At 36.6% G+C, this 14,842-nt stretch carries 14 protein-coding genes and 3 pseudogenes; 7 read left to right on the top strand and 10 right to left on the bottom strand.

The window, feature by feature from the left end; translation table 11 throughout:
* Positions 1-96 precede the first annotated feature (96 nt).
* Positions 97-897, top strand: a complete 801-nt coding sequence (locus tag BCR24_RS02700) for a MurR/RpiR family transcriptional regulator (protein ID WP_069639028.1) — start codon at positions 97-99, stop codon at positions 895-897.
* 53 nt (positions 898-950) lie between these two features.
* On the opposite strand, the pseudogene BCR24_RS02695 reads toward BCR24_RS02700, so the two are convergent.
* Together BCR24_RS02695 and BCR24_RS16355 are read right to left on the bottom strand one after the other, a co-directional pair.
* Positions 951-2,399, bottom strand: a pseudogene (locus tag BCR24_RS02695) (6-phospho-beta-glucosidase).
* Positions 2,359-3,642: pseudogene (locus BCR24_RS16355) on the bottom strand (PTS sugar transporter subunit IIC). The pseudogenes BCR24_RS02695 and BCR24_RS16355 overlap by 41 nt, the downstream one beginning before the upstream one ends.
* Positions 3,643-4,151: 509 nt before the next feature.
* On the opposite strand from BCR24_RS16355, the gene BCR24_RS02685 reads away from it, so the two are divergent.
* From BCR24_RS02685 to BCR24_RS17345, 3 genes and pseudogenes are all read left to right on the top strand, one after another.
* Positions 4,152-4,997, top strand: a complete 846-nt coding sequence (locus tag BCR24_RS02685; RefSeq protein WP_069639027.1) for a helix-turn-helix domain-containing protein — start codon at positions 4,152-4,154, stop codon at positions 4,995-4,997.
* 168 nt (positions 4,998-5,165) lie between these two features.
* Positions 5,166-5,750 (top strand): lytic polysaccharide monooxygenase, encoded by a 585-nt coding sequence (locus BCR24_RS02680; protein ID WP_083244285.1) that lies wholly within the window; start codon positions 5,166-5,168, stop codon positions 5,748-5,750.
* Between the two features lie 30 nt (positions 5,751-5,780).
* Positions 5,781-5,885 (top strand): annotated as a pseudogene (locus tag BCR24_RS17345) (chitinase); the annotation flags it as partial.
* Positions 5,886-5,987: 102 nt separating this feature from the next.
* Here the strand turns inward: BCR24_RS17345 and BCR24_RS02675 are convergent.
* From BCR24_RS02675 to BCR24_RS02665, 3 genes are all read right to left on the bottom strand, one after another.
* Complete coding sequence (locus BCR24_RS02675; RefSeq protein WP_069639026.1) at positions 5,988-6,302, bottom strand: DMT family transporter; 315 nt, start codon at positions 6,300-6,302, stop codon at positions 5,988-5,990.
* Positions 6,299-6,634 carry a DMT family transporter gene (locus BCR24_RS02670; RefSeq protein ID WP_069639025.1) on the bottom strand — a complete coding sequence of 112 codons (336 nt, stop codon included), beginning with the start codon at positions 6,632-6,634 and terminating at the stop codon, positions 6,299-6,301. Before BCR24_RS02670 ends, BCR24_RS02675 begins: the two co-directional genes overlap by 4 nt.
* A 669-nt stretch (positions 6,635-7,303) precedes the next feature.
* Positions 7,304-8,632, bottom strand: coding sequence for a C1 family peptidase (locus BCR24_RS02665; protein WP_069639024.1), 1,329 nt, complete (start codon positions 8,630-8,632; stop codon positions 7,304-7,306).
* A gap of 143 nt (positions 8,633-8,775) precedes the next feature.
* Here BCR24_RS02665 and BCR24_RS02660 point away from each other — a divergent pair, with 143 nt between their 5' ends.
* From BCR24_RS02660 to BCR24_RS02650, 3 genes are all read left to right on the top strand, one after another.
* Complete coding sequence (locus BCR24_RS02660) at positions 8,776-9,150, top strand: GntR family transcriptional regulator (protein WP_069639023.1); 375 nt, start codon at positions 8,776-8,778, stop codon at positions 9,148-9,150.
* Positions 9,151-9,164: 14 nt separating this feature from the next.
* Positions 9,165-10,547: a PH domain-containing protein gene (locus BCR24_RS02655; RefSeq protein ID WP_069639022.1), complete on the top strand. Its 1,383-nt coding sequence runs from the start codon at positions 9,165-9,167 to the stop codon at positions 10,545-10,547.
* A 184-nt stretch (positions 10,548-10,731) separates the two neighbouring features.
* Positions 10,732-11,211, top strand: coding sequence for a GNAT family N-acetyltransferase (locus tag BCR24_RS02650; protein WP_069639021.1), 480 nt, complete (start codon positions 10,732-10,734; stop codon positions 11,209-11,211).
* A gap of 64 nt (positions 11,212-11,275) precedes the next feature.
* Here the strand turns inward: BCR24_RS02650 and BCR24_RS02645 are convergent, their stop codons facing one another.
* From BCR24_RS02645 to BCR24_RS02625, 5 genes are read right to left on the bottom strand one after another with little or no spacing between them, the layout of a single operon-like run.
* Positions 11,276-11,899, bottom strand: a complete 624-nt coding sequence (locus BCR24_RS02645; protein WP_069639020.1) for a P-loop nucleotide/nucleoside kinase family protein — start codon at positions 11,897-11,899, stop codon at positions 11,276-11,278.
* Positions 11,900-11,903: 4 nt separating this feature from the next.
* Entirely contained in the window at positions 11,904-12,767 is an 864-nt protein-coding gene (locus BCR24_RS02640; protein WP_069639019.1) for a class II fructose-bisphosphate aldolase, read from the bottom strand.
* 24 nt (positions 12,768-12,791) lie between these two features.
* On the bottom strand, positions 12,792-13,187 hold the full coding sequence (locus BCR24_RS02635; RefSeq protein WP_069639018.1) for a hypothetical protein: 396 nt from the start codon (positions 13,185-13,187) through the stop codon (positions 12,792-12,794).
* Between the two features lie 17 nt (positions 13,188-13,204).
* Positions 13,205-14,494 (bottom strand): PTS sugar transporter subunit IIC, encoded by a 1,290-nt coding sequence (locus BCR24_RS02630; protein ID WP_069639017.1) that lies wholly within the window; start codon positions 14,492-14,494, stop codon positions 13,205-13,207.
* A 29-nt stretch (positions 14,495-14,523) separates the two neighbouring features.
* The gene (locus BCR24_RS02625; protein WP_069639016.1) at positions 14,524-14,829 is read right to left on the bottom strand and encodes a PTS sugar transporter subunit IIB; all 306 of its coding nucleotides are present in this window, start codon (positions 14,827-14,829) and stop codon (positions 14,524-14,526) included.
* Positions 14,830-14,842 lie beyond the last annotated feature (13 nt).

Here is a 14,842-nt window from a genome sequence, read left to right as displayed (position 1 = left end):
ACACATAACAAGAATATTGTATGAAAGGATGTTTGTCCCAACCTCCTTCATTTTTCTGTTATACTTTACATAATCATAGTTATTCGGGAGGAGTCCATGGAAAAAACAAGTATTGTGGGGAAACTTCAGGATCTCGTTATTTCCACAACTGAAGGAAATATAAATACGACTATTGCTCGCGTATTACTCAAAAAAGTTGGCCATGATGCACCTGATATTACCATTGAGTCTTTAGCAGATGAGTGTTTTACCTCAACTGCTAGCATCAGCAGATTTTCGAAAAAAATAGGGTACTCAAAATTTTCTGATATGAAACAAGCATTTATCGAGTATCAATCGGACACGGCAAAATTTATCAATAAAAATAATTTTGAGTTGACGATTGGTGAAGCCGATAGTGAGCGTTCGCTTAGTCATTATATCCAAAAAATAGCTCATTCTTTTTTATCATTAGAAGAAAATCTTGATTTAACGCAGATCGATGCCTTATGTCGGCGAATCCATAATACTGAAGATGTTTATTTTTTTGGTACGCACAGTTCCGGCTTATTATTAGAACAATTTCAATATCAATTATTTTCATGCGGAAAATACGTTACATACTTTAACGGGCGGATGAATCAACGAAAAGCCTTCCAACAGATCACCAAAAATAGTTTAGTGATTATTCTTTCTACGGATGGTAATTACTTTTTAAAATTCAGCGATCTTTTATTTGACTTATCTTCAAAGGACAATTACACAGTCCTCATCACACAGAATATTCAGATGAGAATCGCAAATATTTTTGATGAAGTCCTTTATTTGGGACAAAGCTCTATTAAAAAGGCTGCTCCTTATCAAGCCCAATTATTGATTGATATTCTTTATTCTCGTTACTACCACCTTTATTCATAATGATGATTGTTTACTATAAATGACGTAGCTTTTCGTGGGTCATCACGGCCTGTTTATACATCTGCTCCATTGGTCGCAATGACTTTTTGATACCATGAAAAGCTATCTTTTTTATAACGTTTACGGCTACCTTTGCCTTCATTATCTAAATCGACATAAATGAAGCCGTAACGTTTTTTCATTTCACCAGTTCCGGCACTAATCAAATCTATACAGCCCCAAGTGGTATAACCTATTAATTCAACACCATCTTTTACAGCCTCAGCCATTTGTTTGATATGCTGACTAAAGTACTCGATGCGGTAGTAATCATGGATCTGTCCTTCAACAAATTCATCTTCTGCACCTAACCCATTTTCAACAACAAATAGTGGTAGTTGGTAACGTTGATAAATTTCATTGATAGTAATCCGAAAGCCTAATGGGTCGATTTGTCTGCCCCAGCCTGCATCCTTTAAATAGGGATTGCGGACACTTGCCATTGCATTTCCTTCGATAAGATTCTTTCACAATTCACTATCACTAGTCTCTAAACGACTGGTATAATAACTAAATGCCACAAAATCAACCGTATGTTTAGCTAACAAATCAGCATCTTCTTTTGAAATCGACAGTTGAATGTCGTGCTCTTCAAAGTAACGTTGCGCAAAGTAAGGATAGGTCCCATTGACTTGAACATCAATAAAAAAATACTGTTCTCTCGTACGCTCAATCGCTGATTGAACATCTTTAGGATTGCACGTATATGAATACACACTCCCTGCTGCTAACATACAGCCTATTTGCATGTTGGGATCAATCTCTTTTGCTACTTTGGTTGCTTCCGCTGATGCAAGTAGCTGATGATGTGCTGCTTGAAAAATGTGATTTTGTCTCTCGCCTTTTTCAGTATCGATCAAGCCGCCTGCTAAAAAGGGATTGCGTAAAATCATGTTGATTTCGTTGAACGTTATCCAATAGTTTACTTTCCCTTGATATCGTTTAAAAATTGTCTCGCAGTATCTTTTATAAAACCCAACTAATTGTTTGCTTTGCCAACCGCCATACTCTGTTGCTAAATAGAGCGGTGTATCAAAATGATTGATCGTAACAATTAGTTCAATCTTATAATTTAAACATTCATCAAAGACCGCATCATAAAATTGAAGCCCGGCTTCATTTGGCTCTAATTCATCCCCATTTGGAAAAATCCTAGGCCAACTGATTGATTTCCGCAAACACTTGATTCCAAGTTCAGCTAAAAGTTTTATATCTTCTTTATAGTGATGATAAAAATCAATGGATTGATGACTAGGATAATAATCGTACGTTTGTTCAAGTGCCTGCAAGGGATCTTTTAACCCACGTTTACGCGGGACGCCCACTGGTAAAATATCAATGATCGAAGGACCTTTCCCATCTTTTAAATAGGCTCCTTCTGATTGATTGGCAGCTAATGCACCACCCCATAAAAAATCCTCTTTAAATCTCTGCAATTGAATTCCCCACCTTATCTTCTTCATTTACTGTTAATTCTGTATCAAGTTGTTTTTCTTCAAGCAAGGCCTGCTTATCCGCAGCTTTAAAAAAGGGTAACCACAGAATAATTTGGACCACAATCAATATCGCTTGTACAAGTAGAATCGGCAGTCCTCCTTCTAACCAACCATAGGCCAAAGCGGGTGTTCCAAGCGGCAGCTGAATGCCTCGCAATGTTTCGATTACATGAAAAACCTGTAGTAAATAGGGAATCACAAACATCACGATAGGACCAATGATAAAAGGAATGAAAAAGACTGTGTTCAGTACCATTGGTATGCCAAAGATAACAGGTTCATTGATCCCAAAGAAAGTAGCAGGCAAAGCCATTCTTCCTAACTTTTTATAGCGGTCACTTTTCGCCGTAAAAGCCATCAGAATCGCTAATCCCAGCAAGGCGCCAGATCCGTCTAAATTAGCATAGGTTCCATAGTGTTGATACGTAATCGCATTTGGCAATTGCTCTCCTACCTCAAAAGCCGTTAGATTCATCAAACTTAATGGAATAAAAACGGTTTGTAAAATAGGACGAATGATCATGTATCCATGGATACCGAAAAACCATAATAGCTGAGCAACAATAATTAACATGATAAATGAAAATGGGCTATTTCCTAATGTTTGTAACGGTCCACCTAAAATAGAGTAAATAAAGTTATTCGCATCTCCATATGAAGTCATTTCAAAGCCGAAACATACGACTGAAAAAATACCTGTAAGAATAAATGCTGGTGCTATAGAAGCAAAAGATTTGGCAATGGTTGGTGGAACGCTTGCTGGCATTTTAATAATAATTCCTCACCTAATAATGCCACAATAGATTATCGGAACAATGATCCCTATAATAAGTCCCATAAACATTCCCTTGGCACCTAAGTATTCCGTTGCCAGAGCATTTGAAATAGGAACGATCTCTCCTGTATTCAATTGATGGTCTACTCCATTGGGTAACAACAAGAAAAATAAAACAAGTGAAATCAGTGCTGAAAAGAAAGCATCTTTTTTAAAACCAAGCTTTATCGTTAAATTGTACGCTACCGCGCATACCACATAAAGAGCGATCATATCTGTCGTCACTTTTGATGTGTAGCTTAAAATAGTTGCTAAGTGGGTTACTTTTAGAAAACTTTGATACCATTCAAACTGCATACTTGAGAACAAAGTAAAAATGGCTCCTAGCATCGTAATCGGTAAAATCATTGAAAAACCATCTGAAATTGCGCTCATATACTTATTATTTTGAATGTTCATTGCGACTGGCATGAGTCGCTCATTGATTATCTTTTCAATTTTATTCATTTCCTTCTCCTTTAACCATCCTTTGTAATCGATTACAAAAAACAACATATCATAGCACTATTGCACTTGTGAGAGCAAAATTTGTACAATTTACAGAAGCTGTTCTTTTTACAAATTTTGAAAGTGAGTGAAACTATACAGTGAGAAAAACTACATCCTATTTTTTAGATAAAATAAAAAAACTTTTCAAATTTAAAGAGTAAAATCTCTCCACTTGAAAAGCCTTCATGCTTAAGCTATTTGTCAAAAAAACACTTCTATTCACTATTTTTTTTACACTAGACGTGCCCAGTATTTCCGTAGCGGATCACTTCATCCAATAAAATTAAAAGCGCTTTCATTTTTATCCCTCCAAAAATTCAGTTGATTCTAAGTGGATAATACCATACTATTATATAAAACTAGAACAATAACGCTTAAACATAGAGGGGAAAAATATGAGAATCAAAGGAGACATCATCCGTTCAGTAAGAAAGCAAAAAAAAATGTCGCAAGTCACTTTGGCTGCTGGAATTTGTACACAGGGAACTGTTAGTAACATTGAAAATAAAAATGTCTGTGATAGTCTTGAGATCCTTGATGCAATCTGCAAAAGATTAAACCTCAGTCTGGAAAGTGTATTAGATGATAATGACGAGAAAAAACTAACGTCCCTATTAAATCATGTAGAAGAATTATGTAATACATTTAAACATAAAGAAGCTTATTCACTTTTACAAGAAAACTCGATTGACGTAACGAATTTCCAAAATAAAGAACTAAAGGTTCGCTGGTTCTATTTCATGGGGATCACTAATTTATTAGGCTACAACAATACAACCGATAGTTTGTATTATTTCTATAGAGCCGATGAGCTTGGTGATTCAAACTCTGTTTACGCGATTCTTTCAGTCAATAGTTTAGGAATCGTCTATGAAATGGTCAATGAATTAGACAAAGCGCAAGTTTACTATGAAAAATCCATCAATATGCTGAAAAAAATGACGGTTAAAATGCCGATCGAAGCCACTAAGATTTTCTTCAATACTGCGAAATTTTACTCATTGATCGAAGACTACAACACAGCTTTTGATCTAGCATGTGAAGGAATGATTTTGAATCGGACCTACCAATCCTTATATATGTTGGACCTTTTGGCGTATGAAGCCGCATTTAACGACTTTATGCGCTCCTCAGATTTGACAGCACCTGATTTTAATAGTGCGAAGGCTTTTGCCACATTCAACGACAATCAAAGCTTGTTAAGTGTGATTGCAAATGATGAAAAAAATTTGAATCGTTAAAACAATAAATGTCAGAATGAATTGAGCTCAATCCATTCTGACATTTTTATCTTTTCATCACATATATATTATTTTAAAAATAATTTCATATCATTTGAACAATACGAAACAACATGATATATTTACCAATGTAAGCGCTACAAAAAAATACTTTTAGGAGGAATCACATTGAAAAATACAATGCTCAAAGCAGTCCTTGCACTTGGTTTATTAGCTGGAGGGTTATCTGTTTCATCGACTATTACACATGCTCACGGATATGTTTCATCCCCGGGAAGCCGCGCCTATTTCGGCAGCGCCCAAGGTGGAAAAGTAAATAAGAATGTTGGCCGTGCTGAGTGGGAACCTCAAAGTATTGAAGCCACTAAAAATACATTTACTCCTGGGAAATTAGCTAGTGCTGGGGTTAGCGGTTTTGAACCATTAGATACACAGACCACTGATCGGTGGGTTAAATCGGATATCGCTACAGGTCCACTTTCAATCAAGTGGACACTGACTGCTCAACATCGAACTTCGACATGGGATTACTATATGACAAAACAGGGATGGGATCCAAATCAACCATTAGCGATCAACAACTTTGACTTGATCGGGCGTGTTGATGATAAAGGAACTATTCCTGGAGCTACGGTCAATCATACCCTCACAGTACCAACAGATCGTAAAGGCTATCACGTGATTTATGCAGTTTGGAATGTTTTTGATACAACAAATGCATTTTACCAAGTCCTCGATGTTAACGTAAAATAACTAGTTAAGGGCAACTGGAAGGAGCGGCAGAAAGGACTAATGACCTGGTCAGCCAACTGGGACATTGGGACAAACGTAAATGGTGTTTCTTATAATAATGAGTTTGCTACAAGATATACACAAATTGTACAGTAAAAAAGGAAGAGAGCGGCACAAAACTAAAAACAGTTTTGTTTCGCTCTCTATATCCGTATAAACGGCGAGAAAAAAGTAGACTACGCTGCGATCCTCTTTTCACTAGCCAATTAGTTTTAAACCGATAACAGACCCTAAAATAACTCCAATAAAAATAATTCTACGCCAATCCTTCGATTCCCCATAAAAAAGCATTCCTAAAACTGCTCCGCCAGCTGCTCCTATCCCTGTCCAAATCGCATAAGAAACACCCATTGGTAGAGTTTTCATAGCTAAATACAGAAAAACGAAGCTTGCGCCAAACGTTAAAAATAACAGAAATAAAGACTGTTTATCTTTTTTCAAATTAAAACGATTGATCGATCCAACTCCCAGCATTTCAAAAGTTCCCGCAATAATCAAAAAGATCCAACTCATTTTTGACTCGCTCCCTTCTCACCTGTAACAAATTTCAAGCCCATCACACCAATAAGTAATATGATGATTAATAGAATTTTAGATAGTTTAAATTCTTCGCCGAAAAAAAGAATGCCTGTAACCACAGTCCCAGCTGTACCTAACCCAACAAACACCGCATACGCTGTTCCAACCGGCAGTGATTCTCCTGCTTTTATCAATGCGTAGAAGCTGATGAGAATGCAAATAACCGTTACTAAAATTTCCCACCAAGTATTACTATGCTTTATTCCAATGACCCACAGAACCTCAAAAAATGCACCAATCATTAATTTTATCCAATCCTTACTCATCTAAAAACCTCCTAAATTTAAAAGCATTGCAGACTCGTATAGTCTTATGCAACTATACGACATAAATAAAAAAAAGTGTCCATCAACAATTCCTTCTAAGGCCTAAGAATTGTTGATCTACACTTTTGCTGATAAATAGCCGGCGCTACCTATCAAAGTTAGTTGATTTAATTTTATTATTTCAATGTATTAACGTCACTTTTCATCCTACTACACAATCCATGATTTGGCAATAGTCGTTCTCTATCTAATTAATTAATTAAATTTTAACAAATAACCTGTCTTACCCATAAAAATAGTCAGAAGTGCTTTTATTTTAGATACTTCTAATTAAATGTCCAAAAACCCAAGCATTTTAGAAAAATTTCTTTCAACAATTCTTCATTAGTTTATTTTAACTTATTAAAAAAACAAATTAATCGAATAATTCTAAAAATATTTGTCTTACGATTTTGTAAATCTAATCAACATATGATACACTTAACTTATCAAAAAAAGATTCCTAGTGAATCAGTTAACGTTGATATTACTTACTTTAGGCGGTAGTAATATCAGCGTCTTTCTTTTGTCTATACAAATTATAACACACTAAAATCTTTTTGAAAATATGCGCATACTTTGGGTAACAAAAAAAATTCTAGCTCGGATGAGCTAGGATTTTTTTTCTATTTACGCCAAGGCACCCATTGGGTCCCAAGGTGCTAACACTGTTGGCTCTTGTTTCCAGACATTTTGCAATTCTTTCGATAATAATTCTTTCCGGACAACGATTTGATACGTATACTCATCCATCCAAGCGTCGCTCATTACAAAGAAACCTTTATCACCGACTTTTTCACCCCAGCTGTTTTCAACTTTCCATTTAGTCGATGTGCCGTCGATCATATCGACACCTGTCAAGACCATTGCGTGCGTCATTAAACTTTCACCAAAATCTAGACGTTGTGCTTTCGTCATTGTAAAATCGATATCAAATAGATCATTCATATCATACGCATCTAAAGACATGATCCCACTATCTCTTGTAGAGGATTGACCAACATCGCAGCCAAACCAAACCGATTCTCCTTGTTCAAGTTGAGCAATAGCTAATTTTTTGAAAGTGGTCATATCCACATTGATGTATTTAACCTCTTTACCACCAACGACATTCCCTAACATTTCGACTGTATAGGTTTGATTATAAGGTTTGTCTGCTGTTGGAGCATTGATTATACTTACATATTCATCTAGATCTATGCCAACGTATTTGTCATAAAATGATTTGGGCGTTAAGTTTTGATCTAAATGGTATTTTTTCTCTTCGTCACGGTATTCAAAATCAAAAGTTTCAGGCGGCGTACCCAATGAAATTGCCAAAAAGTTGTAAACCTCACCCAGCATCGCTTCTTTAGCTGTTTGAATGTCTTGCACTGGTTTGCCACTAGCAATTAACTCACGCAAAATCGTTGCGTCTTTTCTTAATTTTTTGTTTAAGTAATTATTCAAATCACGAGAGTTTGAGCTATTGCTGCTTTCAGGCATGGCTGTTTTAGGAACAACACCATATTTTTGGAAAAGTGATACGATCATATCCCATTGTCCACCATCTTGTTGAGGTGTCGCTAATAGGAACGCCACTTTTCTACTATCTAACGCTTGATCAGCCGTCGCAATTATATTTTCATAGAAGTAATTTGATTTTTCATATTTATCCCAGAAAAAAGTATAATTTTGAGATAGTTCAAAATCTTTTAGATTAAAGCTGTTGATCATTTTGTGTCTAAATGTATTTAAGGCTGCAAACATCCAACAGCGGCCACTTTGTTTTTGATTGGCCACTTTTCCAGTTGTAAGATCCACTGAAAAAACAGGTACATTATTGACCTCAGCACGTTGATTTTGAGCCGAAGCTGCAATACCATTTTTTACTACTCCGCGTTGTAAGGCATTTTGTTTATTATTTTTTGTAAATGTATCATGAAACTTTTCTGTAACAGTTGGTTCAATTGCTGACATATTCATTCATCCTTTCACACATCACGTTTCTTTTCTATTATATGCCTGAATTTTCATTCTCTCAAGCATTTCATAAAAATATCATTGCTTTTTTGCATCACGTGTATTATCATATGTAATACAAAGTGAAAAGAGGTGAAATGATGTTATTAGAAATAAATGCCCAAAGTCAGATCCCTATTTATCAACAGATCTGTGATCAATTGATCCTTGGGATTGCCACAAATAAGTTGCAGCCAGGCGAACTTCTGCCTTCTGTTCGACAAATGGCAGACGAAATCGGAGTGAACATGATGACTGTTTCAAAAGCCTACACTTTATTAAAAAATGATGGTTACATTTTGACTGATCGCCGAAATGGAACAAAAGTAGCTGAAAAGCAAGTCAATGAACCGTCATTTCAAAAACGGTTTTCAAAAAGATTGGAACTGTTGTTAGCTGAAGCCCAGATTCATCAGCTATCGGAAAACGCAATACAAGACGAGGTCAAACAGATTTATCAAAAATTTGAACAGTAAAAGGTGTGTTGAAAATGAATTTCTTTCTCTATTTACTACTTGTAGGTGTCAATTTTTTAATGGCTCTTTCTGGCAGAATACCTGCAAATCCGCATAAAAATGTTATTTTGGAAACAACTTTACCGAAAGATAAGCTTCAAGATGAACAAGTTCTTGCTGTTAGTAGGACTTATAAAAAAAGACTACTTCAAGGTGCTTTTATTTTTACTATTCTAGCCTTACCGATTTTAATCATTCCTTACGATTCATTGACGTTGATTTACTTTATCGTGAACGTATTCAGTTTTATTGGTGCATTTTACTATTTGGAAATCTTGTCTATTCGAAAAATGACCGCAGTGAAAGTGAAAAACAATTGGGTATTGCCCGTTCGTCCGATTTTAGTGGATACAAAACTTGTGGCAAATAAGAACCGGAAATTAATTTCTATCTGGTGGTTTTTACCCAGCCTTTTAATCGTTCTTTTGGGCTCTATTTATTCATTCGTAACACTTGGAGCAACAGGTGGGACTTGGCTTTTCTGTCTGCTTGCTGTTCTTATGATGGCGATGTTTTGGCTTTTCTATTATTTTATTGCACGTTTTCCAGTCAAGGCTGTGACAAGTGATGAAGCGATCAATCAAAAAGTCAATGATTCCATGCGCCACCATTGGTCCGTTCTAATGGCTCTTTCAGCTTTTGCTCTAAGTCCACTTGCTTTCATTTCAACGATTTCGATTGTTCTGCCTTATGAGCAAATGCTGATTGTATCCTTGATCTTTGCACTTTTGATTTTGTTTTTTGTGCTCTTTACTTTTTATTATTTGTTCTCCGCTAGAAAAAAACAAGATCAATTGATTGCACAAGCCAAGGAATATCGTTACAGTGATGAAGATCAATATTGGAAGTATGCGATTTATATTAATCCAGATGATAAAAGGATCCTTGTACCGGACCGTGTCGGCATGAATATCTCAACTAATTTAGGTAGACTTGGCGGAAAACTGACGATGGGCATACTGGCCGTTATTGTTATATTTGCTTTGATTGGTGTCAGTATCCCTATGCTGATCAGTGACTTTACTGCTAATCCCTTTCAATTAAGCACTTCTCATATTGGTATTCATTTATCTGCACCGATGACTCAAAGTAGAAAAATCGAGTGGGACGATGTTGAATCTGTGGCATTGATCGACACATTGCCTAAAGATAAAATCCGTCTCTATGGCACAGCGACAGAAAATTATTTAACAGGAGAATTTCGGGTCGATAACAAGCCTGCTTATTTATTGGTTTTAACGCATGAAAAACCAATTTTAGAAATAAGAACGAAGGATAAATTGTACTATTATACGAATAAAGACAGCCACAAAACAAAAAAATATTATCAGGATATCCAAACAATTCGTGGGAAATAAGGTGAGGGTAGGAAAAGTGACTTCGCTTTTCCTACCCTTTTTCTTTATTTTTCATCTGCCTAAGTAATCTTTTTCTATTCTTAAGAGCTTATTTTAGTAAAAACTGAATTTTTTCCAAATTATACTTTGACATATTTCTTTTATGTGATTAAACTAAGCTTAATGAATAGGAGTGAACAAACTAATGACTGGATTCAATTTGAGAAATTACCAGAAATCTGACTTAGAAACGTTACTTGCTTTATTTAACGGAACAATCCAAGCAATCAATAAAAAAGATTATACCCCCCAACAAATAGAGCAATGGGTTCAGCTAACACCTGACTATGAAAAATGGCATGCCAAACTTGACACAAACTATACCGTCGTTGCACAAAATAGAATGCAAATACTTGGCTTCGGAAGTATTTCTGATTCAGGAAAGCTTGATTACTTATACGTCGGTAAGGAATGGATCGGCTACGGTGTCGGAAAATTAATTGCGAACGATCTGATTGCTCATGCATTTAAGGCTGGCGCTAAAGAGATTACGGTCTATTCGTCGATCACAGCTAAGCCCTTTTTTGAATCACTTGGTTTTGAATCGAAAGAACAAAAAATCAATTACCGCAATGGTGTATTGCTGATGAATTACTTAATGGTTTACCGTAAAGATAACGAATAATCGGTTATTTTTACCAATAGAAAACAAAGAGACCCACCATTTTTTTTGGGAGTCTCTCTGCTTTCTATTTATTTTTTTTGCTTTGAACTTTCTTTTTTAGATAGTCGATCAACGACGTGTAATCGACCTTCTCATAATCAGTGACATCTACTTCATGAAGTTCTCCTAATTGAAATTGATCGTATTTTCTTGTTTGAGTGATTTGTTTGAAGTTTTCCTTCGTAATTAGATTGTCTGCCTGACTTCGATCCTCTAATCTGTCTGAAAAATGATAATGAGACATGAGATGGCTGAGATGGCGATCTGGTTCTAAATCTCGTCGGGCTCTTCTTTGCCATAATACTTCAAAATCAGCTACCAACCGGATCGTGATCACTTCATACGCATAAGTATCTGCCAAGTTCGCTAGTGTTTCTTTTTGTTTATCACTAAAAGGATACTCTGAAACAATCACTTGCTTGCCTGCTTCCATATAGAGCGCTAAAACAACATAGTAAAAATGCCAAACTTTTTTCTCCAGCTGCGCTTTTTCGGCAAGCGTATCAAACCCGATTGAATCTGCAAACAATTCTTTTCCTTCATCTGGTGTAATTAGAAAAAGATCAGGAATCTGTTCGCGGATTTTTTGAATGAGATAGCTTTTACCTGTTGCTGGGCTGCCTGCCAGTAGAATTAAATACTTTTTCATTAATCTACCTTACTTGTAATGGACTGTTGCTATTCATAAACAAACCGATTTTGTGTTTCACAATGTCGTGACAAACTTCATTGGCGGGAATCACATTGTATCGTAATGATTTATTTACAGCAGTCTCTTCAAATGACTCTTTGGCCATCTTGGTCCAATTCACTAAAAGTTCCGTCCCAACATTAAATTTGCGGATACCATTATTGATTAGTTCTGGATAATCTTCTTCTTTAACGCCAGTTCCGCCATGAATAACTAATGGAATATCAACAATTGCGTGGATTTCTTTAAGCAGAGGTAGGTTCACTTCGGTTTTAGATTTAAATTGTCCATGATTTGTTCCAATCGCAATGGCTAAGGCATCGATTCCAGTCGCTTCTACAAATGCTAGTGCATCCTCTGGTTTAGTGTAAACTTTGTCATTTTCTGCCACATGGATTCCTTCTTCCGTTCCACCAATCGTACCTAATTCTCCTTCAACAGAAACACCATGTTTATGAGCATATTCGACTACCGCTTTGGTTTTTAGAATGTTTTCTTTGAAAGGGAGGTGTGAACCGTCGTACATAACAGAGGTGTACCCTTGATCGATTGCTTCTTTAATGTCATCAAAATTCCGCGCATGGTCTAAATGAAGGACCGCATCAACCATTTCGTTTTCAGCCATTGTTTTCACCACTGAAACCAAGACCTCGTAGCCAATATACTTTGCTGTATCAACACTAGTTTGGATAATAATCGGAGCCCCCATCTCTTTTGCTGCCCGAATCATTTCAGGCAACATTTCCAAATTATGGGCGTTAAAAGCCCCTACTGTAAAATTCAATTCTGTTGCCGTTGCTGTTACTTCTTTTAAGGTTGTATACATGTGTCCGTCTCCTGTCTATTGATTTTATTTGCCACCAATCGTAACTTGTTTTGCAATTTGTCGCATCTCATCCATTTTGTTCATCCAGTGATCGATTCCCCCATCATCTCCATTTCTGGCAGCTTCTGCACGTTTTTGATTGTATAAATTGAGCAACTTTTTATAGCCTGCTCCGATACTTTTTTTATAGATTTGGCTTTTTTCTAGCATAGCAATCGCCTGCTCGTCTTCTTTTAGTTGGGCCAATAATAGCCCAAGTTCCTCATATTTTTCAGCTAATTCTTTATCCGCTAATTCTAGAGTATCGATTTCTCGTTTTATTTGTTCGATTTTTTTGCGCATTTCATCTTGCTGCTCTTCTGTTAGTTGCGCTTCAGATTCTGTTTTCACAACAGTTTTCTTTTTGAGAAAATTAAACATGCTGTTCCCTCCTATTGTTAAAAGGCTCTCATGATTGGACTAATGATCCAAGCATATAGAAGCGCTGCGGTAACGGTGTCTACATCGGTCGCTGTGGCATTGACAAAGCCCATGCTGTTGAAGATCGTGACTAACAAGGCTGGTAATAATGTGATGAAAAAGCCATGGGCAATGCCACCAATGATCGCGCCTCTTCTTCCACCTACCGCATTTCCAAAAATCCCAGCAGTTCCACCGGCAAAAAAGTTCGTCAACATACCTGGCAAGATCATTGCTAAGCCAAATGTCGGTAAAATGAACATTGCTAAGACAGCCCCGATCGTAGTTGTAATAAAGCCTAAAATCACTGCATTTGGGCTATATGGGAAAAATACAGGGCAATCTAATGCTGGAATGGCATTTGGTACAAGTTTCATCGCGATCCCTCTAAAGGCTGGTACGATTTCTCCAAGTAATAAGCGTACACCAGCTAATAAAACATACACTCCAACAACAAATTGGATCGCTTGTAGGAAAGCAAACATGATATAATTTTGGTTACCTGATAATGTCGAAGCAAATGTTTCTCCTGCGAATAACACCGTCACGATATATAATGGCACCATCACAACCATTACAGACAAATAGGTATCTTGAAGAAATTCAAAGGATTTCGGTAATTTAAGATCCTCTACTGACTTCTTATTTTCACCACGTTCACCAAAAATCCAAGCGACTCCTGCTTCAAATAGATAGCCAATTGTACAAAAATGACCTAAAGCAATATCATTTGAGCCAGTGATTTTTCTGATAAAAGGCTGCGCGATTGCTGGCATTGCAACGGCGAAAACGCCACCGATAAAGCCACCTACAATGATCAAGGCTATTCCACGAAGACCGGCAAAGTAACCAAAGACTGTCGTCATCGTTGCCATCCATAATATCGCTTGGCCTGTTAAGAAAATATATTTCCATTTTGTAAAACGGGCAATGAGAATATTAAAAACAAAAATAGCTAGAAAGGTCAACGCAATGTCTCGACCTAACCCCAGTTCATTCATCGCTTGGCCGTTGATTGCCTCGATCGATGGAATGATTCCCTGCATATGAAACCCTTCTGTAAAAATCTCACCAAAATACGTCAAACTCCCTACGATAATGCTAGAACCTGCACTCAACACCTGAAACCCTAACAGTGTTTTCAATGAGCCCGATAAAACTTGCCCAATCGATTTTTTTTGTAAGATCAATCCTAGCATTGCAATCAAACTAATTGTAATCGAAGCCTGTGTTAAAATATTTTCGATGATAAAATTGACTACCCCCATGTTAAAATCCCTCCATTAATTTTTTGTCGCTAAATTGCGCCTTTTGCTTGTAAAACGGGTGTGATTTTTTCATCAATTTCCACTTTTGATACAATATTTTTCAAATAGATGATCGCTGTTTTTTCCTCATCAATGCTAAATTTCTCGAATTGTGATTGGAAATTTTGAGCAGTGATAATGATATCCGGATTCATAGAAACAGCCGATGAGATATCCGTATGCTCTAGTTTTGCCTCGACTCCTTTTTGATTTAACACATCTTCTGCCGCCATTTGCGCTGCAAAACTACTCCCCAATCCTGCACCACAAACAAATAGAATCGTTAGTTTTTTCATGATGATTTGCTCC

It is taken from the genome of Enterococcus ureilyticus, from assembly GCF_001730315.1.
Taxonomy (GTDB): domain Bacteria; phylum Bacillota; class Bacilli; order Lactobacillales; family Enterococcaceae; genus Enterococcus_L; species Enterococcus_L ureilyticus.
The sequence above is the reverse complement of the archived record's forward strand: the minus strand, read 5'-3'. Positions and strand labels throughout refer to the sequence as shown.